The following is a 19,592-nucleotide window of genomic DNA, read 5'->3' as shown; positions in this document are numbered from 1 at the left end:
CTCCCGGCGTACCCTGAAGGCATGAGCACCGCCCCCGCCCCCGGACCGCGAGCAGCGAAGCAGTCCGACTCCCGACCCGATCCCCGACCCAGGCCGGCACTGATCTTCGACGATCCACTGGACCAGCAGTCCGCGGACGACACGGACCGAGGATGGGGCGAGCGGCCTCCGGCCGGCGGCGACAGCGCCGCCGACCTCGCGCGCTTCCTCGACGAGAAGCCGCCGCACCACCTCTGACGCCGGCGCGAGCCGTCGGTCAGGAGGTGGGGTGCGCCCCGGTGCTCGAACCGGAGGACGGGCCCCGCTGGGCGACCAGGGTGTCGCGGATCTCCTTGAGGACCTCCAGCTCGCTGATCTCCATGGTCTCCTGCACGCCCTCCTTCGCCTTGTCGTGCGCGGCGCGCTTGGCCAGCACCTTCGCCATGGGCAGCACCATCAGGAAGTAGACGACGGCCGCGGTGATGATGAAGCTGAGGATGGCGCTGAGGACCAGGCCCCACTCCAGCTGGATGCCCTGCATCTCTCCGTTCACGATCTTGCAGGGGTCCTTGAGGCAGGACTTGTAGCTCTCCAGGTTCTTGGTGCCGAAGGCGCCGACGATCGGGTTGATGATGCCCTTCACCACCGAGTTCACGATGTTGGTGAATGCGGCACCGATGACGACCGCCACGGCCAGGTCGATGACATTGCCCCGCATGAGGAAGGCTTTGAAGCCGTCCAGCACGCTTTCCTTCTTCGCGCTCACCGTGGTGCCCTTCGTCTTGTGTGCAGTGTGCTGAGCCATTACGCCGCGACCGGCGCAGAGGCGTCCAATCCGTACACACGGGACGGTGACTTGACAGTCCGTCAGTGCGAATCAGCACAGCGTCACCGCGAGTTGGGACGTCATGCCCGCACCGGCGAGCTCCGCCGCCGTGGGCCGTGGGACGGACAGGACGACCAACGCCCCGCCGTCCGAACGAGTCTCGCCCGGTCCGGGTACTTCGGCCACTCGGACGCCCGAGGCGACCACGCGCGCCGCGCCGCTCCCGCCGGCCCCGAGCGTCGTCATGCCGGGCGCCGCGATCACGTCCACCAGGTCGCCCGGCCGCAGCAGCCGGACGGTCTCCGCGTCGGCGATCCGCACCGGGGCCGACACGAGCGGCACTGCCGGCGGCCGGTGCCGCTCCTGCGCCGCGGGCCGGGGCGACGGCCGGGCGACCAGGTCGTCGGCCCCCGCCACACCGGCCGCCGCGAGCGTGGCGGCGGTCACCGCCAGGACCGCGGCGGGGGCCCGCCGCCCCCGCCGCAGCACCCGGCGCAACCGAAGCCTTCCGCCGCGCACGCGCAGCGGATCGAACGGGGGGACACCACACGGCGCGGGGACCGAGGTGCGGGTGTGGGGGAGGCAGGAGTCTGAGGTCATCGCGGATACCGCCTGTCGTGGGACGAGCCGTCCGCCGGACCGTCCGGCGAACCGCTCACACCATCCCGCTCTCGCCGCGATCCCGCTCCGGCCTGTGGACAGACGGGCTTCTGTGGACAACTTCCTCACCCCGGCGAGCGATTGCGGCCGTGCGGCGACGTCCGCGACGCTTGAGGCAGTCCGGTCCACGCGGTGCGTTCCTCACCCCGCCGCGAGGCTCAGGGCAGTTCGATCCCCAGGTCCCATCCGTCGTGGGCCCGGGAGCACAGGCAGTCCCGGTCGGTCGTCGCGGGGAGCGCGCCCACCGCGTCGAAGAGCACGTCACGCAGCCGGCCCAGGTTCTCGCCGAACACCCGCAGTACCTCGGAGTGTGAGACGCCGTCCCCCGTCTCCGCACCCGCGTCCAGGTCCGTCACCAGTGCGAAGGAGGTGTAGCAGAGTCCCAGTTCCCGGGCGAGGACGGCCTCGGGGTGGCCGGTCATGCCGACCACCGACCAGCCCGCGGCCGCGTGCCACCGCGACTCGGCGCGTGTGGAGAAGCGGGGGCCCTCGACGACGACCAGCGTGCCGCCGTCGACGGGTTCCCAGCCCCGCCCCCGGGCGGCCTTCAGGGCGACCTTGCGCCCGTCGGGGCAGTAGGGGTCGGCGAAGCTGACGTGGACCACGTTCGGGACGGCGCCGTCCGGCCGTGGCTCCCCGTCGAAGTAGGTCTGAGCGCGGGTCCTCGTCCGGTCGACCAGCTGGTCAGGCACGACGAGGGTGCCGGGGCCGTACTCCTCGCGCAGGCCGCCCACCGCGCAGGGCCCGAGGACCTGCCGGACGCCGACCGAGCGCAGGGCCCAGAGGTTGGCGCGGTAGTTGATCCGGTGCGGCGGCACGCTGTGGCCGCGGCCGTGCCGGGGAAGGAAGGCGACCCGTCGCCCGGCGAGCTCGCCGAGGAAGAGGGAGTCGCTGGGGCTGCCGTACGGGGTGTCGACCGGCACCTCGGTCACATCGTCCAGGAAGGAGTAGAACCCCGAGCCGCCGATGACACCGATGTCCGCGAACACGTCGCTCGTCATGGCGGTCACCCTAGCCCCCGGAACGCGGAATGCCCCGCCGACGGAAGTCGGCAGGGCAGGCGCGGGAAAGGTGGATCAGGCCGCCGAGGTGGAGCTCGACGAGGCCGCCGGCTTCGAGTCCGAGGAGGACGAAGACGAGGACGCGGGGGTCGACGAAGACGACGACGGAGTGGAGGACGACGACGAAGAGGACTTCGACGCGGCCGGCGAGCTGCTGGACGACGCACCGCGGCTGTCGTTCCGGTAGAAGCCGGAGCCCTTGAACACGATGCCGACGGCCGAGAACACCTTCTTCAGGCGTCCCTTGCAGTTCGGGCACTCGGTCAGAGCGTCATCCGTGAACTTCTGCACCGCCTCGAGGCCCTCGCCGCACTCGGTGCACTGGTACTGGTAGGTCGGCACTTGTCTTCCTCCTGGCACTCACACTCATCGAGTGCTAACGACGATCCATAGTGACGTATTCCGCCGGTTCAGTCCACCGCCACGGGAACTCGGTGACCGATGCCACGCGCGGCGACGCGGCCCGTCGTGGGCGGCAGGAGCCGCGAGCGCAGGGCGAGCAGGGTGACGAGGGCGAGCACGGTGCCCGCCATCGGGACCAGGAAACCGGTGCTCGCGCCGTGGGCGTCGGCCAGTCGGCCGGCGACCATGACGGCGGCGGCCTGGCCCAGGGCCACGGCGGCTGTGAGGCAGGTGAATGCCTCGGTGCGGGAGCTGCGCGGGACCAGGGTCTCGACGATCGTGTAGCCGGTGATCAGCGCCGGGGCGATGCACAGACCCACGACCAGGCCGAGGGCGCCGAGCAGCAGGACGGAGTGCGTGGTCCACAGAAGGGAGGCGGCGATGGTGAGACCGATGTAGCCGAAGATCAGGCGGCGGCGCGGGCCCATCTTCCAGGCGATGGCGCCCATGGCGATGCCGGCGAGCATGTTGCCGGCGGCGAAGATGCCGTACAGCAGACCGTTGGCGCCCGGGTTGCCGATCTCCTGGCTGAAGGCGGTGAGCGAGACCTGCATGCCGCCGAAGACGGAGCCGATGCCCAGGAAGGCGATGGCGAGGACCCGGACGCCGGGGATGGACAGGGCCGAGCGGTGCGGTTCGCCGTTCTGGTCGGCGGCCGCGGCGGTGCGGCCGAAGGCGGGCTGGGTGCTGCGCTGGGCGGCGAAGAACAGGCCGCCGATCAGGGTGAGCGTGGCTTCGGTGATCAGGCCGGCGGCGGGGTGGATGCCGGTGCACAGGGCGGTGGCGAGGACCGGGCCGACGACGAAGGTGAACTCGTCGGTGACCGACTCGAAGGCCGCCGCGGTCGACATCAGGGGCGTGCCGTCCAGCTTGGCGGCCCAGCGGGCCCGGACCATCGGGCCGACCTGGGGCACCGAGGCGCCGGCGGGGACGGCCGCGAGGAACAGGGCCCACAGGGGGGCGCCGGACAGGGCCAGTGCGACGAGGAGGGAGACCGAGGCGGTGTGGATGAGTACACCGGGGACGAGGACGGCCCGCTGGCCGAAGCGGTCGGCCAGCTTGCCGCTCTGCGGGGCGAACAGCGCCATCGAGACGCCGGTCGCGGCGGCGACGATGCCGGCGCTGCCGTAGGAGCCGGTGGTGTGCTGGACGAGCAGCACGATGCCGATGGTCAGCATCGCGAAGGGCTGCCGGGCGGCGAAGCCGGGCAGAAGGAAGGACAGGGCTCCCGGGGTGCGCAGCAGCCTGCCGTATCCGGGCCGCTTCTCGGGGACGACCGTGGACTCCACGGTCCATGCCTTTCTGCCGCCTGGTAGCGGGCCCGTGCACGGGTGGTGCGGGTATCGCCGAGAGCTGTCCTCATGCGCGGAACTGCGGTAGATACCCGGGCCCCACAGGTGGGGGGCTCCGCGGCCGCCATACGGTCGCGCCAGCTCTGCGTCAGGCAGAGTTGGTTCGATCAAGTGTGCCTTCATGGTACAGGGAAGGGCGCCTTCCCGCCTGGGAAAACGCCCCTGCACCTGAATTAATGCCTGGGATTAACCGGATGTTCGCCGGAAGGGGTTCGGAAGGGGGCTTCGGTGGCGGGACGGGGCGGTGACGGCGGTCGCGCCGCCCGTGCCCAGCCAGCCGGCCAGCTTGCCGCCCTGGCCGACCGCGCGCAGCCGGCGCTCGGTGGCGTCCCGGACCGGGTCGGTGGCGACCACCAGGAGCTCGTCGCCGCGGCGCAGCACGGTGGCGGGGCCGGGGACGAAGCTGGTGTCCTCCCGGACGACCAGGGTGACGGCCGCACCGGCGGGCAGCCGGAGCTCGGCGACCTCGACGCCGTGCATCTTGGAGCCCTCCGGGATGGCCACGGAGAGGAGGTGTCCGCGCAGCCGCTCCAGGGGGGCGGACTCGACGCCGAGGTCGGCGGCCTCGGCCGAGTCGGCCAGTTTGAGGGCCTTGGCCAGCCAGGGCAGGGTCGGGCCCTGGACCAGGGTGTAGACGACGACCAGCACGAAGACGATGTTGAAGATCCGCTCGCTGCCCTCGATCCCGGACACCATCGGGATGGTGGCGAGGATGATGGGCACGGCTCCGCGCAGGCCGGCCCAGGACATCAGGGCCTGCTCCTGCCAGGGGATGCGGAACGGAAGGAGGCTGACGAAGACCTCCATGGGGCGGGCGACCATGGTGAGGACGAGGCCGATGACGACGGCCGGCCAGAAGTCGTTGACCAGCTCGTGCGGGGTGACGAGCAGGCCGAGCAGGACGAACATGCCGATCTGGGCGATCCAGCCGAGTCCCTCGGCGAAGCCGCGGTTGGCGGGGGCGTGCGGCAGCTTCGCGTTGCCGAGCACCATGGAAGCCAGGTAGACGGCGAGGAAGCCGGAGCCGTGGGCCATGGCGCCGGCGGCGTAGGCGACGACGGCGATGGCCATGACGGCGATCGGGTAGAGGCCGGAGGCGGGCAGCGCGATGTGGCGCAGGCCATAGGCGCCGAGGAAGCCGACGGCGAGGCCGACGGCGACGCCGATGGCGAGTTCCAGGGCGATCTCGCCGACGAGGAGGTACCAGGCGTCGACGGGGCCGGCGGTGGAGAAGGCGACGACCAGGATGACGACGGGGGCGTCGTTGAATCCGGACTCGGCCTCCAGGACGCCGGTGACCCGGGAGGGCAGCGGCACCTTGCGGAGGACGGAGAAGACGGCCGCGGCGTCGGTGGAGGAGACGACGGCGCCGATGATCAGGGCCTGCTGCCATTCGAGGCCGACGAGGTAGTGCGCGGCCGAGGCCGTGATGCCCACGCTCACCGCGACGCCGACGGTCGACAGCACGACCGCCGCGGGCAACGCGGGTTTGATCTCCTTCCACTTGGTGCCCAGGCCGCCCTCGGCCAGGATCACGACAAGTGCGGCATAGCCGATCACCTGGGTCAGTTCGGCGTTGTCGAAGGCGACGTTGCCGATGCCGTCCTGCCCCATGGCGACCCCGATCCCGAGATACAGCAGCAGGCTGGGGAGCCCGCTCCGGGAGGAGATTCGCACCGCCGCGACAGCGATGAGCAGTACGAGCGAGCAGATGAGCAGGAGTTCGTTGAGCTGGTGGACAGTCAGTGGCCGATCCTTCCCCTCACGTGCAGCTGGATCGTTCCTCCAGCGCCGGTACTTCGTTACCTTACCTAATCTTTAACGTTTTCTTGACGCCTCCTTGGTGTTCCATCGCACATCCGTGCGTATAAGTACGGATCTCTTCCTGACACCGCGTCCAGGCCCTCCGGACGCTGCGCCTAAGGTTGCTCCCGTACTCCAGGACCACCCTGCCCCTCGAAGGACAGCGATGCCCTCCAACACGACCGCGCCTCCCGCCAAGAAGAAAGGGCGGCGCGCCCGCCTGATCGTTCTCGTCCTGGTCCTCGCTCTGGTCGCGGGCATCGGGTACGGGGCGTACTGGGGCGTCAGCACCGTCCGGGGCTCGTTCCCGCAGACCACGGGCACCCTCCGGATCGACAAGCTCTCCGGACCGGTGGAGGTGAAGCGCGACGCCTACGGGGTCCCGCAGATCTACGCCGACAACGAGGCGGACCTCTTCCGCGCCCAGGGATTCGTCCAGGCCCAGGACCGCTTCTACGAGATGGACGTCCGCCGTCACATGACGGCCGGCCGCCTCTCCGAGATGTTCGGCAAGAGCCAGGTCGACACCGACGCCTTCCTGCGCACGCTCGGCTGGCGGCAGGTCGCGCAGCAGGAGTACGACAAGGTCCTGTCGGCGGACACCAAGAAGAATCTCCAGGCATATGCCGAGGGCGTCAACGCCTATCTCAAGGACCGGGACCCGTCCGACATCTCGGTCGAGTACGCGGCCCTGGCCTTCACCAACGACTACGCGATCGAGCCGTGGACCCCGGTCGACTCGGTGGCCTGGCTCAAGGCGATGGCCTGGGACCTGCGCGGCAACATGCAGGACGAGATCGACCGCTCGCTGATGGCCAGCAGGCTCACGGCGCAGCAGATCAAGGACCTCTACCCGGGCTACCCGTACGAGCTCCACCAGCCGATCGTCCCGCAGGGCGCCGTCGACAAGATCACCGGGAAGTTCGACCCCCAGGCCGAGTCCCACGACTCCGACGGCGGCGGCAACGGCGCGGACGCGCTCAGCGGCACCCGGTCGCAGCTCTCCGCGCTCTCCGACGCCCTCGACGAGATCCCCGCGCTGCTCGGGCCCAACGGCAACGGCATCGGCTCGAACTCCTGGGTCGTCTCCGGGAAGTACACGACCTCCGGCAAGCCGCTGCTCGCCAACGACCCGCACCTCGCTCCGATGCTGCCGTCCCTCTGGTACCAGATGGGCCTGCACTGCCGTTCCGTCTCGGCGACCTGCCGCTACGACGTCGCCGGCTACACCTTCTCCGGCACCCCCGGCGTGATCATCGGCCACAACGACTCCGTCGCCTGGGGCTTCACCAACCTCGGCGCCGACGTCACCGACCTCTACCTGGAGAAGGTCGGCGATCAGGGTTACGTCGTCGACGGCAAGGTCAAGCCGTTCCGGACCCGCGAGGAGACCATCAAGGTCGCCGGCGGCGGCGACCGCACCATCACGGTCCGCTCCACCGAACACGGCCCGCTGGTCTCCGACCGCTCCACCGAGCTGGAGAAGGTCGGCAAGAACGCCCCCGTCGGCAACGCCGCCCCCGACCGTGGCACCGGCTACGGCGTCGCGCTCCGCTGGACCGCGCTCCAGCCCGGCAAGTCGATGGACGCCGTCTTCGAGCTCAACCGGGCCAAGGACTTCAAGAGCTTCCGCGCCGCGGCCAAGGACTTCGAGGTCCCGTCCCAGAACCTGATCTACGCCGACACCGAGGGCCACATCGGCTACCAGTCGCCCGGCAAGATCCCGGTCCGCACCAAGGGCGACGGCACCCTGCCCGCGCCCGGCTGGGACTCCTCGTACGACTGGAAGGGCTACATCCCCTTCGACGAGCTGCCCTACGAGTACGACCCGGCGCGCGGCTACATCGTGACCGCCAACCAGGCCGTCATCGACGAGAAGAAGTACCCCTACCTGCTCACCAAGGACTGGGGCTACGGCTCGCGCAGCCAGCGGATCAACGACCTCATCGAGTCGAAGATCAAGGACGGCGGGAAGATCTCGCCGGACGACATGCAGACCATGCAGATGGACAACCGCAGCGAGATCGCGACCCTGCTCAACCCGCTGCTGCTGAAGATCGACATCTCGGACCCGCAGGTCCGCGAGGCACAGAAGCTGCTGGAGGGCTGGGACTACACCCAGGAGCCCGACTCGGCCGCCGCCGCGTACTTCAACGCGGTCTGGCGCAACGTCCTCAAGCTGGCCTTCGGCGAGAAGCTGCCCAAGGAGCTGCGCGTCGAGGGCGAGTGCATCAACGTGCGCCGGGCGGACGCCACCGGACCGGTCGACGAGCAGAACAAGCTGGTCCGCGAGTGCGGCGAGCGCGATGCCGACTCGGCGCAGCCGGACGGCGGCGACCGCTGGTACGAGGTGGTCCGCCCGCTGCTCAAGCAGGACAAGAACGACTGGTGGAAGACGCCGGGCGGCCGGCTCGACGCCCCCACCGAGACCCGTGACCAGCTGCTCGCGCAGGCCATGAAGGACGCCCGCTGGGAGCTGACCGCCAAGCTGGGCAAGGACGTCTCGACCTGGAGCTGGGGCCGGCTGCACCAGCTGACCCTGAAGAACCAGACCCTCGGCACCGCGGGTCCCGGCTTCGTCCAGTCGCTGCTCAACCGCGGCCCGTGGAACCTGGGCGGCGGCGAGGCGGCCGTCAACGCCACCGGCTGGAACGCGGCCGGCGGCTACGACGTGATCTGGGTGCCGTCGATGCGGATGGTCGTCAACGTCGGCGACTGGGACAAGTCCCGGTGGATCAACCTCTCCGGCGCCTCCGGCCACGCGTACAACAGCCACTACACGGATCAGACCGACAAGTGGGTGAAGGGCGAGCTGCTGGACTGGTCCTACGGGAAGGCGGCGGTCGACACCGCCACCAAGGACACCCTGACGCTCCAGCCGTAGGGCCTCCGGAAGTCTTTACGGGAAGTCTTCCCAGGAAGGCTTCCCGGGAGGACCTCCCGTAAAGATCAGGGCGCGAAGCGCCGGACCCCCTGCGGGGTCACCACCGCGTGCACGGGGTGGTCGTGCGGCTCCTCCGGGACCCGCGTGACCACCTCGTTCGCGTAGAGGAGCACCACGAGGGCCGGCTGCGCCCCGGCGCGTACGAGCCGGGCGAGGACCCGGTCGTACGAGCCGCCGCCCCGCCCCAGCCGCATGCCGCGCGCGTCGACCGCGAGGCCCGGCAGGAGGACCGTGTCCGCGGCGCACACGGCCTCGGGCCCGAGGCGTTCGCCGACCGGTTCGAGCAGCCCGCGGCCCGCCTTCGCGAGCCGCTCGGACCCTTCGTAGACGGCCCAGTCGAGGTCGTTGTCGGGCAGGAGCACCGGCAGCAGGACCCGTACGCCCCGCTCGCGCAGCGCGTCGAGGAGGGCGCGCGTGCCCGGTTCGCGCCCCACGGAGACGTAGGCGGCGACCGTCCCGGCCCCGGAGAGCTCGGCGAGCTCCAGGGCGGAGCGCGCAAGGAGCTCGGCGGCCCGTGCGGTGGCGTCGGGGGTCAACTCGGCGCGGGCGCCGAGGAGCTCGCGGCGCAAGACGGTCTTCTCGGACAGTTCCGTACGCGGATCCTGGCTCAACGCGACTCGAATTCCTCTTGTATCGGGTGGTAGCGGTACGAGGTCGAGAAAGCTCACGGGATGCTCATCTTCCTCCCATACCGAACGGCTAGGGTGCAGCGCATGACGCAGACGCCGCCCCTCACCAAGGCTGTCATCCCGGCCGCCGGCCTCGGTACCCGGTTCCTCCCGGCGACCAAGGCGACGCCGAAGGAGATGCTCCCGGTCGTCGACAAGCCGGCGATCCAGTACGTCGTCGAGGAGGCCGTCGCGGCCGGGCTCTCGGACGTCCTGATGATCACCGGCCGCAACAAGCGGCCCCTGGAGGACCACTTCGACCGGAACTACGAGCTGGAGGAGGCGCTGAGTCGCAAGGGCGACGAGGAACGCCTCACGAAGGTCCAGGAGTCCAACGACCTGGCGACCATGCACTACGTGCGCCAGGGCGATCCGCGCGGCCTCGGTCACGCCGTGCTGTGCGCGGCCCCGCACGTGGGCGACGAGCCGTTCGCCGTGCTCCTGGGCGACGACCTGATCGACCCGCGCGACCCGCTCCTCGCGCGCATGGTCGAGGTGCGGGAGCGCTTCGGCGGCAGCGTCGTCGCGCTGATGGAGGTCGAGCCCTCCCAGATCCACCTCTACGGCTGCGCGGCGGTCGGCCCGACCGGCGACGCGGACGTGGTGAAGGTGACCGGCCTGGTGGAGAAGCCGGACCCGGGGGAGGCGCCCAGCAACTACGCGGTCATCGGGCGCTACGTCCTGGACCCGGCCGTCTTCGGCATACTGCGCGAGACCGAGCCGGGCCGCGGCGGGGAGATCCAGCTCACCGACGCGCTGCAGAAGCTGGTCTCGGACGAGCGGGCCGGCGGCCCGGTGCACGGCGTGGTCTTCAAGGGCCGCCGCTACGACACCGGGGACCGCGGCGACTATCTGCGTGCCATTGTCAGACTGGCGTGCGAACGTGAAGATCTGGGACCGGACTTCCGGAACTGGCTCCGCAGGTACGTCAACGAGGAGATGTAGCACCTTGAGCAGCAGCACGGCACCGTCGGACCACGGCCCGTCCGACCCCTGCGCCGGCCCCGCCCGCGGCCTGTGGTCCGTCGACGAGCACCTCGGCGACATCCTGGCGGCCGTCGCCCCGCTCGAACCCATCGAGCTGCAACTGCCCGAGGCCCAGGGCTGCGTCCTGGTCGAGGACGTCACGGTGCCGGTCTCGCTGCCGCCCTTCGACAACAGCTCCATGGACGGGTACGCGGTCCGTGTCGCCGACGTGGCCGGGGCGAGCGAGGAGTTCCCGGCCGTCCTGACCGTCATCGGCGATGTCGCCGCGGGCGCGGACGGCCTGCCCGAGGTCGGCCCCGGCCAGGCCGCCCGGATCATGACCGGCGCCCCGCTGCCGCCGGGCGCCGAGGCCGTCGTCCCGGTCGAATGGACCGACGGCGGTACGGGCGGGGGAGCGGCCGGCGCGATGCGCCCCGCGAGCGCCGCCCCGGAGGACGCGGCCGGCGAGGTCCGCGTGCACCGCGCGGCCGAGGCCCGCGCCCACGTCCGGGCGCGCGGCAGCGACGTCCGGGCGGGTGAGCTGGCGCTCGCGGCGGGCACGGTCCTCGGGGCGCCGCAGATCGGCCTGCTCGCGGCGATCGGCCGCGGCACCGTCCGGGTGCGGCCCCGCCCGCGCGTGGTCGTGCTCTCCACCGGCAGCGAACTGGCGCAGCCCGGCGAGCCCTTGGCCGAGGGCCAGATCTACGACTCCAACAGCTTCGCGCTCGCCGCCGCCGCCCGCGAAGCCGGAGCGCTCGCCTTCCGCGTCCCGGCCGTCGCGGACGACGCCGAGTCGCTGCGGAGCGCGATCGAGGACCAGCTGATCCGGGCCGACCTGATCGTCACCACCGGTGGGGTGAGCGTCGGGGCGTACGACGTGGTCAAGGAGGCGCTGACGGCGGACGGCGAGGTCGACTTCCGCAAGCTGGCCATGCAGCCGGGCAAGCCGCAGGGCTTCGGCATGATCGGCCCGGACCACATCCCGCTGCTCGCCCTGCCGGGCAACCCGGTCTCCTCGTACGTGTCGTTCGAGCTGTTCGTCCGGCCCGCGATCCGCGCCCTCATGGGCCTCTCCGACCGTCCCGACACCGCGCGGCCGACGGTCCGGGCGGCGCTCAAGGCGGACCGGGCGCTGTCCTCCCCGGACGGGCGGCGCCAGTTCCTGCGGGCGGCGTACGACGCCGGGTCGGGCACCGTCACTCCGGTGGGCGGATCCGGCTCGCACCTCATCGGCGCGCTCGCGCAGGCGGACGCGCTGCTCGTCGTACCGGAGGAGGTGACGGCCGTCGAGCCCGGCACCGAGCTGGACGTGGTCCTCCTCGGCTGAGGAGGCCCAGGTGGGGGTACCGTGTCGTCCCACACAGCGACCGGGAGTGTCACCGCCATGAGCACGCAGCAAGGACTCACCCACATCGACGAGGCGGGGGCGGCCCGCATGGTCGACGTCTCCGCGAAGGACGTCACGGCCCGCACCGCCCGCGCCAGCGGCCGCGTCCTCGTCTCGCCGCGCGTGATCGAGCTGCTGCGCGGCGAGGGCGTGCCGAAGGGCGACGCGCTCGCCACCGCCCGGATCGCCGGGATCATGGGCGCGAAGAAGACCCCCGACCTGATCCCGCTCTGCCACCCGCTGGCCGTCTCGGGCGTCACCCTGGACCTGTCGGTCGCGGACGACGCGGTCGAGATCCTGGCGACCGTGCGGACGACGGACCGCACGGGCGTCGAGATGGAGGCCCTGACGGCGGTGTCGGTGGCGGCGCTGACCGTCGTCGACATGGTGAAGGCGGTCGACAAGGGCGCGGTCATCTCCGACGTACGGGTCGAGGAGAAGACGGGCGGCAAGTCGGGCCACTGGACGCGGAGCGAGGCGTGACGCGCGCCGGCCGGGTGGCGGGGGCGCACGACCACGAGCAGGCGCCCGCCCCGGCGGCGCCCGGCGCCGGCCTCGGCGGTGCCCTCGCCGCCCCGTACTCCGCCCTCGTCGTCACCGCCTCCAACCGGGCGGCGGCCGGGGTCTACGAGGACAAGGGCGGCCCGCTGATCGCCGAGGCGCTGCGCGGCCTGGGCTTCGCCGTGGACGGCCCGCGGGTCGTCCCGGACGGCGCGCCCGTCGAGGCGGCGCTGCGCGCCGGGGTCGCCGCCGGGTACGACGCGATCGTCACCACGGGCGGTACGGGCATCTCGCCCACCGACGAGACCCCCGAGGTCACCCGCCGCGTCCTGGAGCGGGAGATCCCCGGCATCCCGGAGGCGATCCGCGCGTACGGCCGGGAGAAGGTGCCCACCGCGGCGCTCTCCCGCGGCCTCGCCGGGGTGGCCGGCGGGACGCTGATCGTGAACCTGCCGGGTTCGACCGGCGGGGTACGGGACGGGCTGGCCGTCCTGGAGCCGCTGCTCCTGCACGCCGTCGACCAGATCCGTGGCGGCGACCACCCGAGACCCGCGCCGGAAGCGGGCCCGGAGTCATGATTCCGACCTGGCCCGTGGTCCTGGTGGACGGCGACGTGCTGCTCCGCCCGATAAAGATGCGCGACCAGCGGGCCTGGCGCGAGGTGAACCGGCGCAACCGCGACTGGCTGCGCCCCTGGGAGGCGACCGTGCCGCCGCCCGGGCCCGGCGGGCCGGTCGCGCAGCGCCCCACGTACCGCCAGATGGTGCGTCATCTGCGGGCCGAGGCGAACGCGGGGCGGATGCTGCCGTTCGTGATCGAGTACCAGGGCCGCCTGGTGGGGCAGTTGACGGTCGCCGGGATCACCTGGGGCTCGATGTGCTCGGGGCACGTCGGCTACTGGGTGGACAGCGAGGTGGCCGGACGGGGTGTCATGCCGACGGCGGTCGCGCTCGCCGTCGACCACTGCTTCGGCGCGGTGGGGCTGCACCGCATGGAGGTGTGCATCCGCCCCGAGAACGGCCCGTCGCGGCGGGTCGTGGAGAAGCTGGGCTTCCGGGAGGAGGGGCTGCGCCCCCGTTACCTCCACATCGACGGCGCGTGGCGGGACCATCTGGTCTTCGCGCTGACGGCGGAGGAGGTGCCGGAGGGGCTGCTGCGCCGGTGGCACCAGGCGCGTCGCCAGCACCACTGAAATGACATAAGTGTTCGAATTTCATCCCCAGTTGGCACCCAAAGCGCTCAATCGGTCTGAACAATCACAAAAAAATTCAGTGATATCAGCCAGATCGTGCGACACACCGGCCCAATTGGCCGATGCCTCCACGCGAACCCCTCTACGGTGTGAGGCGTGAGCAGCAGCGGCCTCATCTACGCAGTCATCGTCGGGGCCTGGGCCGCCTACCTGGTGCCGATGTGGCTCCGCAGGCAGGACGAGCTGAACGAAGCCCGTCCGACGGAACGCTTCAGCACCGCCATCCGGCTGCTGTCCGGACGGGCGGGAATGGAGCGCCGGTACGCCAAGGAGCTCAAGGGCCGGGATCGTGCGGTTGAGGGAGTGGCGCCCGAGGTGGACCCGGACGCGGCGACGGAGCAATTGAGCTCGGTCGACGTCCGGGGCTTCAGCGCGCCCGCGGCCAGGACGGAAGCCCGCCTGGAGATCCCGGACCCGGCACCCGCCCAGGCCCAGCCCCAGGCACCCGCCCAGGCTCAGTCCCCGGCACCCGCCCCCGCGCCCGCCCGGCGTGCGCCGAGCGCGGCGGCCGAGCGGGCCCGAAGAGGGAAGGCCCTGGCCCGCCGCCGGCGCACCACGGTCCTCCTCTTCCTGGCCTTCACCCTCGGCGCGGTCGTCGCGGCCGTCGGCGGCCTCGCCTTCCTCTGGGCGCCCGCCGTCCCCGCCCTGCTCCTGAGCGCGTACATCGTGTACCTGCGGGTCCAGGAGCGGCGGCGCTTCGTCTACGTGATGGACCGCCGCAACGCCGAGGCCGCCGCCGCCCGCCTGCGCGAGAGCCGCCGCCCCGCCCCGACGCCCGAACCGACGCCCGCCGAGACCCCGGCGCCCGCCCCGGTCTCCCCGCAGGAGGCCGGCCGGCGCGCCCTGGTGGAGCAGACGGACCACGCCGAGTGGGTGGACCAGCAGCGCGACCGCGGCCCGGCCCGCGGCGACAGCTGGGAGCCCGTCCCGGTCCCGCTGCCGACGTACGTCACCGCCCCGGTCGCCCCGCGCGCCTCGGGCGGCGTCGACATCACGGACCCGGAGACCTGGAGCGCGGCCCGCTCCTCCACGGCGGCGGACCCGACCCCGGCGCCCGCCCCGGCCCCCCGCCAGCGCACCGCCCAGCCCCGCGCCCGCCGCGACCACGGCCGCACCCCGCTCTTCGACCAGTACGCGGACGACGACCGCCCCCGGGCGGCCAACGAGTGACCCGCCCCCGGGGGCCCGCGACGGCCCCCGGCTGACCTGCGGGGGAGCGGATTTCCAACTACCCCGGTCGGGGTGCTAATGTTTCACACGTCGCAAGGGCCTGTGGCGCAGTCTGGTAGCGCACCTCGTTCGCATCGAGGGGGTCTGGGGTTCAAATCCCCACAGGTCCACAGACACAGAGGATCCCGTCCGGTCGAAAGACCGGGCGGGATCCTCTGCTTTGTGCGGGTGATCACCGCGACCAAGTCGGGGGCGGACGAGTTACCCGGGCATGACTGAAGATTTCTCGTCCGCCCTGTGGCCGTTTCACGTCGGGCCGGTTCTCGCGCTGAGGCCGCGTCGCAGGATCGACTCGCCCGAGGGCTGGGTGCTGGACGTGTCCGCGGCGGAGCTCGTCGGGCTGGTGGAGGGGGCCGGGGCCGCGCGGCTGCTGAGGGCCCGGCGCATGTACCTCGGCGACACCAGGACCAACCGGGTCCTGGCGGAGATCCTGCGGCGGGCGCCGGAGGAGTTCGGGGCGGTGGGGACCGTCGTGCTGGGGGCGGATGCCGTCGAGCTGTCCGGCGGGGACTGCCGGGGGTTCGGCGGGGAGCTGCGGGTCCTGGGGGTGGAGTGCATCGACGGGTTCCAGCGGCTGATGATCATCGCGGGTGTGGCGGCGGCCCTGGGGGTGTCGCACGTCGGGCGGGCCACGGTGCGGCTGGAGGTGCGGTGCGGGCCCGCCAGGGAGGTCGCCCGGCGCCTCCACCGTTCGGCCGGTGACCTCGTCAACGCCTCCACGGCGCAGGACGGGCTGATCCACTGCCCCCACATCGACCGGCTCGTGCGGGCGGACTGGGAGGAGACGGGCTCCTTCGAGCCCCGGCGCGGTGTCGTCCCCGGGCCGCGCCGCCGGTTGTTCACGATGCCGGAGGTCACCCGCGCGCTGGCCTGCCTGTCGCCGTCTCCGGAGGCGGTGAACCTGGTGGCCACGGACGAGGGCCTGGAGGCGTTCTGGGCGGGCATCGGGACCCCGCTCTATCTGAGCGTGTTCCATGACCACTTGAGTCCGCTGGGCGTCGTGCGGGCCGTGGAGGCGTGGGGGAGGGCGCTGGGCGCGCTCAGGGCGATGCCGGGGAGGCTGAAGGGCGGGGCCGGGCATCTCATCCGGTACGCGCCGGAGCTGATCTGCTGGGCCGCCTGCCGTGAGGTGCTGCCCCTGGACCGGTTGCACGAGGAGAGTTCGGTCTTCGACTGGGACGGCGTCATCCGCGACCGGCTGCCCGCGCACACCCAGCGGACGGCCGAGCGCCTCGTGCGGCAGTACGAGGGTGTGCGCGAGGCGCGGGGCAGTACGGGGACGTACGTCGACGAGGCGCCCCAGCTGGACGTCTGGCTCGACGTGCTGGCGTACCGGCGGTGACGCGGCCGGGCCGGGCCGGACCCGGGGGTCCGGCCCGGCCGGGTGGTCAGGCTCGGCAGCGGAGCATGGTCAGGGCGGGGTTGTCGTTGAAGACCTGCCAGAAGTCCTCGCCGTACTCCTTGATGCCGGCGGGGGAGATCTCCAGGGGGACCCAGGTCAGGTCGGTGAAGCCGGCGGCCCGGAGGGTGTCCTCGAAGACCTCGCGGCGGGGCGGGTGGGCGGTGAAGGAGATCGGCGGGTCGAGGAGGGCGGTGAGGCGGATGTGGGGGCCGACCTCGTTCTCGTCGCCCATCGGCTCGCAGCGGAAGCCGTACTTGGCCAGGGTCTCGCCGCCGAGGCGGAACTCGGGGTTCTGGGTGAAGACGAAGAACTCGGCGCCCGGCGCCAGGCTGCGGTGGATCGCGCGGGTCATCCGCTCGATCGTGGCGACGTCGTCGGCGTAGTTGAACGCCTGGACCGCCACCGCGATGTCGAAGGGCTCGTCGAAGGTGCGCAGTTCGGCGATGTCGCCGACCTCGTAGGCGATGCCGAGCGGGTCGGCGTCCTCCAGGGACCGCGCGGCGGCGATCATCTCGCCGGAGATGTCGACGCCGAGGACGTGGGAGGCGCCGCGGCGCTTGAACTCGCGGCTGTAGAAGCCGGTGCCGGAGGCCAGGTCGAGGATCGACTTGCCCCGCACGTCGCCCACCAGGGCGAGGAAGCCGGGCACCTCCCCGTAGCGGGCCAGCGGAAGGGTCTTGAAGCCCTCGAACGCCTCGCCGATCTCGTCGTACAGCTGACCGCTCATCGTGCTGTTCCCCTCAGTCGTGGGCGTCGGTCCGGGTGGGCCGCGGCCTCTGGCGGAGAGTCTTCCGCCGGGTGGCCGGAGGCTGAACAGACGGAAGATCCGAAGATCCAGGGGGAGTTGAGACGTGCGGATCTCGGCGGCCGGGTGGGCGACTGGTGGGATCGTCCAAGGTGGTGAGGGTGGAAGGGTTGGCGGGTCGGACGGGTATGGGGAGGGGGCGGGGTGGGCCGCCCCGGTCCGGGCTAGAGGGGCTTCGCGTAGCAGCGGCTGTTCGGGTAGTCGCGGTAGTAGCCGAACTTCGCGCAGGGCTCGTAGCCGCTCGACGTGTACAGGGCGATGGCCTCCGGCTGGGCCGTGCCCGTCTCCAGGACCATGCGGGTGCGGCCGGCCGCGCGGGCGTCCGCCTCCAGCGTGCCGAGGATGCGGCGGGCCAGGCCGAGGCCCCGGGCCTCGGGGATCACGTACATCCGCTTCAGTTCGGCGTCGCCGTCCGCGTACCCCTCGTCGTCGGCCTCCTGGGAGCGCCAGCCGCCGGTCGCCACCGGGTGGCCCTCGGGGGCGTACGCGATCAGGTAGAGGCCCTGCGGCGGGGCGAACATCGTGGCGTCGAGCGGTGTGAGGTCGCCCTCGCCGTCGCCTTCCTCGTCCTTGTATCGCTCGGCGTACTCCAGCTGCACGGCGTCGTTCAGCTTGACGGCGTCGGGGTGGTCGTACGGCGTGGGGCGTATATCCATGCGCGGTATCGTACATGTATGCGGCATGCGGGTGTCGGTATTCTCCCGGGATGCTCACTGTGACGACTGCGAATGTCAATGGCCTCAGGGCCGCCGCCAAGAAGGGCTTCGTCGAGTGGCTGGCCCAGACCTCCGCCGACGCCGTCTGCCTCCAGGAGGTGCGCGCCGAGGAGGCCCAGCTGCCCGCCGAGGTCCGCGCCCCCGAGGGCTGGTTCACCGCCCACGCCCCCGCCGCCGCCAAGGGGCGCGCCGGCGTCTCGCTCTACACCCGGCGTGAGCCCGACGCCGTGCGCGTCGGCTTCGGGTCGAGCGAGTTCGACGGCAGCGGGCGCTACATCGAGGCGGACCTCCCCGGAGTCGTCGTCGCCAGCCTCTACCTGCCCTCCGGCGAGGTCGGCACCGAGCGGCAGGACGAGAAGATCCGGTTCATGGACGCGTTCCTGCCCTACCTCAAGGAGCTCCGGGAGCGCGCCGCCGCCGACGGCCGCGAGGTCGTCGTCTGCGGCGACTGGAACATCGCCCACCGCGAGGCCGACCTCAAGAACTGGAAGGCCAACCGGAAGAGCGCCGGCTTCCTCCCCGAGGAGCGCGAGTGGCTCGGGCGGGTCTTCGAGGAGGGCGACGGCGGCTACGTCGACGTCGTCCGCGCGCTCCACCCCGACCAGGACGGGCCCTACTCCTGGTGGTCCTACCGCGGGCGGGCCTTCGACAACGACAGCGGCTGGCGGATCGACTACCAGGTCGCCACGCCCGGACTCGCCGGGCGGGCCGTCAAGGCGTACGTCGAGCGCGCCGCGACCCACGAGGAGCGCTGGAGCGACCACGCGCCCGTCACCGCCGTCTACGAGATGTAGGCGCCTCGCGGGCGGTCCGGCGGGGCGGCCTCGCGGGCGGTTCGGCGGGCGGGCTGGCCGGGCGGTCCCGTGGGTGGCTACGCGGGTGATCCGGCCGGTCGGCCCCGTGGGCGGTCCTGCGGGTGGTCCTGCCGGCGACCCCGGCAGGCGCCCGCGAGCCCCCGCCGGACTCAGGGCTGGAGGTGGCGGTCCAGGGCGAGGGAGAGTTCGGCCTCCACCACGCTCTTGGCCAGCGGGCGCAGCCGCTGGAGGTCGCCGTCCGCCGCGTACTTCCCGAGCAGCTCCGTGAAGAGCTCCGCGAGTGCCTCCGCGTGCGCGCGGACCCGCCCGCCGGCCTCCAGTACGGCGGCCAGCGGGACGCCCTCGCGGACCAGCGCGGCGGAGACGTCGAGGAGGCGGCGGCTGACGTGGACGATGTCCTCGCCGTCCGTCGCCAGGTAGCCGAGGTCCAGCGCCGCCGCCAGGTTCTCCGGGGTGACCTGCCCGGCGAAGTGGTCGGCCAGCTCCTCCGGGGTGAGCCGGACCGGCTCCTCCTCCGTGGGGGTGCCGAGTTCGAGGACCTCCCCGACGTCCCGCCCGGACTCGAACGCGGCCGTGAGGTCGGCGATCCCGTTGAGGGTGTGGCCCCGGTCGAGCAGCGCGGCGATCGTCCGCAGCCGGGCCAGGTGGTGCGCGTCGTACCAGGCGATGCGGCCCTCGCGGCGGGGCGGCGGGATCAGCCCGCGCTCGCGGTAGAAACGGAGGGTGCGCACGGTGATGCCGGCCGCTTCGGCGAGCTCGGTCATGCGGTACTCGCGGGGGGCGGGTCCCGTGGCCGCGCCCGCTTCCGCGAGCGCCGAGCCGT

At 72.2% G+C, this 19,592-nt stretch carries 20 protein-coding genes and 1 tRNA gene; 11 read left to right on the top strand and 10 right to left on the bottom strand.

Annotated elements, in window-relative coordinates; all coding sequences use genetic code 11:
- The first annotated feature begins 21 nt into the window (after window positions 1–21).
- The gene (locus AB0Q96_RS14095; RefSeq protein WP_365325045.1) at window positions 22–237 is read left to right on the top strand and encodes a hypothetical protein; all 216 of its coding nucleotides are present in this window, start codon (window positions 22–24) and stop codon (window positions 235–237) included.
- Between the two features lie 19 nt (window positions 238–256).
- Here the strand turns inward: AB0Q96_RS14095 and mscL are convergent, their stop codons facing one another.
- From mscL to AB0Q96_RS14065, 6 genes are all read right to left on the bottom strand, one after another.
- The gene (mscL, locus tag AB0Q96_RS14090) at window positions 257–745 is read right to left on the bottom strand and encodes a large conductance mechanosensitive channel protein MscL (protein WP_365325043.1); all 489 of its coding nucleotides are present in this window, start codon (window positions 743–745) and stop codon (window positions 257–259) included.
- A gap of 111 nt (window positions 746–856) precedes the next feature.
- The gene (locus AB0Q96_RS14085) at window positions 857–1,405 is read right to left on the bottom strand and encodes a hypothetical protein (protein ID WP_365325041.1); all 549 of its coding nucleotides are present in this window, start codon (window positions 1,403–1,405) and stop codon (window positions 857–859) included.
- A gap of 218 nt (window positions 1,406–1,623) precedes the next feature.
- Window positions 1,624–2,466, bottom strand: a complete 843-nt coding sequence (locus AB0Q96_RS14080) for an S-methyl-5'-thioadenosine phosphorylase (protein WP_365325039.1) — start codon at window positions 2,464–2,466, stop codon at window positions 1,624–1,626.
- 75 nt (window positions 2,467–2,541) lie between these two features.
- Entirely contained in the window at window positions 2,542–2,868 is a 327-nt protein-coding gene (locus tag AB0Q96_RS14075; protein WP_365325037.1) for an FmdB family zinc ribbon protein, read from the bottom strand.
- A 68-nt stretch (window positions 2,869–2,936) separates the two neighbouring features.
- Window positions 2,937–4,217, bottom strand: coding sequence for an MFS transporter (locus AB0Q96_RS14070; protein ID WP_365325035.1), 1,281 nt, complete (start codon window positions 4,215–4,217; stop codon window positions 2,937–2,939).
- 249 nt (window positions 4,218–4,466) lie between these two features.
- Window positions 4,467–6,026, bottom strand: a complete 1,560-nt coding sequence (locus AB0Q96_RS14065) for a potassium/proton antiporter (protein WP_365325425.1) — start codon at window positions 6,024–6,026, stop codon at window positions 4,467–4,469.
- Between the two features lie 223 nt (window positions 6,027–6,249).
- Here AB0Q96_RS14065 and AB0Q96_RS14060 point away from each other — a divergent pair, with 223 nt between their 5' ends.
- A complete protein-coding gene (locus AB0Q96_RS14060; protein WP_365325033.1) occupies window positions 6,250–8,967 on the top strand; it encodes a penicillin acylase family protein in 2,718 nt (905 codons plus the stop codon).
- A 65-nt stretch (window positions 8,968–9,032) separates the two neighbouring features.
- Here the strand turns inward: AB0Q96_RS14060 and AB0Q96_RS14055 are convergent, their stop codons facing one another.
- The gene (locus AB0Q96_RS14055; RefSeq protein ID WP_365325031.1) at window positions 9,033–9,638 is read right to left on the bottom strand and encodes a 5-formyltetrahydrofolate cyclo-ligase; all 606 of its coding nucleotides are present in this window, start codon (window positions 9,636–9,638) and stop codon (window positions 9,033–9,035) included.
- Window positions 9,639–9,740: 102 nt separating this feature from the next.
- Between AB0Q96_RS14055 and galU the strand changes: the two genes are divergently transcribed.
- The 8 genes from galU to AB0Q96_RS14015 all read left to right on the top strand — a co-directional run bounded on the left by galU (window position 9,741) and on the right by AB0Q96_RS14015 (window position 16,373).
- Window positions 9,741–10,640 carry a UTP--glucose-1-phosphate uridylyltransferase GalU gene (gene galU / locus AB0Q96_RS14050; RefSeq protein WP_365325029.1) on the top strand — a complete coding sequence of 300 codons (900 nt, stop codon included), beginning with the start codon at window positions 9,741–9,743 and terminating at the stop codon, window positions 10,638–10,640.
- A 70-nt stretch (window positions 10,641–10,710) separates the two neighbouring features.
- Window positions 10,711–11,988, top strand: coding sequence for a gephyrin-like molybdotransferase Glp (gene glp, locus AB0Q96_RS14045; RefSeq protein WP_365325423.1), 1,278 nt, complete (start codon window positions 10,711–10,713; stop codon window positions 11,986–11,988).
- A gap of 57 nt (window positions 11,989–12,045) precedes the next feature.
- Window positions 12,046–12,531 carry a cyclic pyranopterin monophosphate synthase MoaC gene (gene moaC / locus AB0Q96_RS14040; protein ID WP_365325027.1) on the top strand — a complete coding sequence of 162 codons (486 nt, stop codon included), beginning with the start codon at window positions 12,046–12,048 and terminating at the stop codon, window positions 12,529–12,531.
- 14 nt (window positions 12,532–12,545) lie between these two features.
- Window positions 12,546–13,127, top strand: a complete 582-nt coding sequence (locus AB0Q96_RS14035; protein ID WP_365325421.1) for a MogA/MoaB family molybdenum cofactor biosynthesis protein — start codon at window positions 12,546–12,548, stop codon at window positions 13,125–13,127.
- The gene (locus AB0Q96_RS14030) at window positions 13,124–13,741 is read left to right on the top strand and encodes a GNAT family protein (RefSeq protein WP_361171705.1); all 618 of its coding nucleotides are present in this window, start codon (window positions 13,124–13,126) and stop codon (window positions 13,739–13,741) included. The genes AB0Q96_RS14035 and AB0Q96_RS14030 overlap by 4 nt, the downstream gene beginning before the upstream one ends.
- A gap of 156 nt (window positions 13,742–13,897) precedes the next feature.
- On the top strand, window positions 13,898–14,971 hold the full coding sequence (gene glpR / locus AB0Q96_RS14025) for a gephyrin-like molybdotransferase receptor GlpR (protein ID WP_365325025.1): 1,074 nt from the start codon (window positions 13,898–13,900) through the stop codon (window positions 14,969–14,971).
- A 96-nt stretch (window positions 14,972–15,067) separates the two neighbouring features.
- A tRNA-Ala gene (locus AB0Q96_RS14020) sits at window positions 15,068–15,141 on the top strand.
- 101 nt (window positions 15,142–15,242) lie between these two features.
- Window positions 15,243–16,373 carry a hypothetical protein gene (locus AB0Q96_RS14015; protein WP_365325023.1) on the top strand — a complete coding sequence of 377 codons (1,131 nt, stop codon included), beginning with the start codon at window positions 15,243–15,245 and terminating at the stop codon, window positions 16,371–16,373.
- Between the two features lie 46 nt (window positions 16,374–16,419).
- Here AB0Q96_RS14015 and AB0Q96_RS14010 read toward each other — a convergent pair whose 3' ends face one another.
- Complete coding sequence (locus tag AB0Q96_RS14010) at window positions 16,420–17,160, bottom strand: class I SAM-dependent methyltransferase (RefSeq protein ID WP_365325021.1); 741 nt, start codon at window positions 17,158–17,160, stop codon at window positions 16,420–16,422.
- A 242-nt stretch (window positions 17,161–17,402) separates the two neighbouring features.
- Entirely contained in the window at window positions 17,403–17,894 is a 492-nt protein-coding gene (locus AB0Q96_RS14005) for a GNAT family N-acetyltransferase (protein WP_365325019.1), read from the bottom strand.
- A gap of 50 nt (window positions 17,895–17,944) precedes the next feature.
- On the opposite strand from AB0Q96_RS14005, the gene AB0Q96_RS14000 reads away from it, so the two are divergent.
- Entirely contained in the window at window positions 17,945–18,748 is an 804-nt protein-coding gene (locus AB0Q96_RS14000) for an exodeoxyribonuclease III (RefSeq protein WP_329421277.1), read from the top strand.
- Between the two features lie 170 nt (window positions 18,749–18,918).
- Here the strand turns inward: AB0Q96_RS14000 and AB0Q96_RS13995 are convergent, their stop codons facing one another.
- Window positions 18,919–19,533, bottom strand: coding sequence for a MerR family transcriptional regulator (locus tag AB0Q96_RS13995; RefSeq protein ID WP_365325419.1), 615 nt, complete (start codon window positions 19,531–19,533; stop codon window positions 18,919–18,921).
- Window positions 19,534–19,592 lie beyond the last annotated feature (59 nt).

The organism is Streptomyces sp. NPDC093111, from assembly GCF_040683955.1.
In the GTDB taxonomy this organism is placed as follows: domain Bacteria; phylum Actinomycetota; class Actinomycetes; order Streptomycetales; family Streptomycetaceae; genus Streptomyces.
Note: the sequence above shows the minus strand (reverse complement) of the source record. Positions and strands in the feature narration are given on the sequence as shown.

What these genes read in the sequence shown, in the direction of transcription:
- AB0Q96_RS14095 (WP_365325045.1), top strand. Translation starts at nt 22, where the DNA reads ATGAGCACCGCCCCCGCCCCCGGACCGCGAGCAGCGAAGCAGTCCGAC.
- AB0Q96_RS14085 (WP_365325041.1), bottom strand. Translation starts at nt 1,405, where the DNA reads ATGACCTCAGACTCCTGCCTCCCCCACACCCGCACCTCGGTCCCCGCG.
- AB0Q96_RS14080 (WP_365325039.1), bottom strand. Translation starts at nt 2,466, where the DNA reads ATGACGAGCGACGTGTTCGCGGACATCGGTGTCATCGGCGGCTCGGGG.
- AB0Q96_RS14060 (WP_365325033.1), top strand. Translation starts at nt 6,250, where the DNA reads ATGCCCTCCAACACGACCGCGCCTCCCGCCAAGAAGAAAGGGCGGCGC.
- galU (WP_365325029.1), top strand. Translation starts at nt 9,741, where the DNA reads ATGACGCAGACGCCGCCCCTCACCAAGGCTGTCATCCCGGCCGCCGGC.
- moaC (WP_365325027.1), top strand. Translation starts at nt 12,046, where the DNA reads ATGAGCACGCAGCAAGGACTCACCCACATCGACGAGGCGGGGGCGGCC.
- AB0Q96_RS14030 (WP_361171705.1), top strand. Translation starts at nt 13,124, where the DNA reads ATGATTCCGACCTGGCCCGTGGTCCTGGTGGACGGCGACGTGCTGCTC.
- AB0Q96_RS14015 (WP_365325023.1), top strand. Translation starts at nt 15,243, where the DNA reads ATGACTGAAGATTTCTCGTCCGCCCTGTGGCCGTTTCACGTCGGGCCG.
- AB0Q96_RS14010 (WP_365325021.1), bottom strand. Translation starts at nt 17,160, where the DNA reads ATGAGCGGTCAGCTGTACGACGAGATCGGCGAGGCGTTCGAGGGCTTC.
- AB0Q96_RS14005 (WP_365325019.1), bottom strand. Translation starts at nt 17,894, where the DNA reads ATGGATATACGCCCCACGCCGTACGACCACCCCGACGCCGTCAAGCTG.
- AB0Q96_RS14000 (WP_329421277.1), top strand. Translation starts at nt 17,945, where the DNA reads ATGCTCACTGTGACGACTGCGAATGTCAATGGCCTCAGGGCCGCCGCC.
- AB0Q96_RS13995 (WP_365325419.1), bottom strand. Translation starts at nt 19,533, where the DNA reads ATGACCGAGCTCGCCGAAGCGGCCGGCATCACCGTGCGCACCCTCCGT.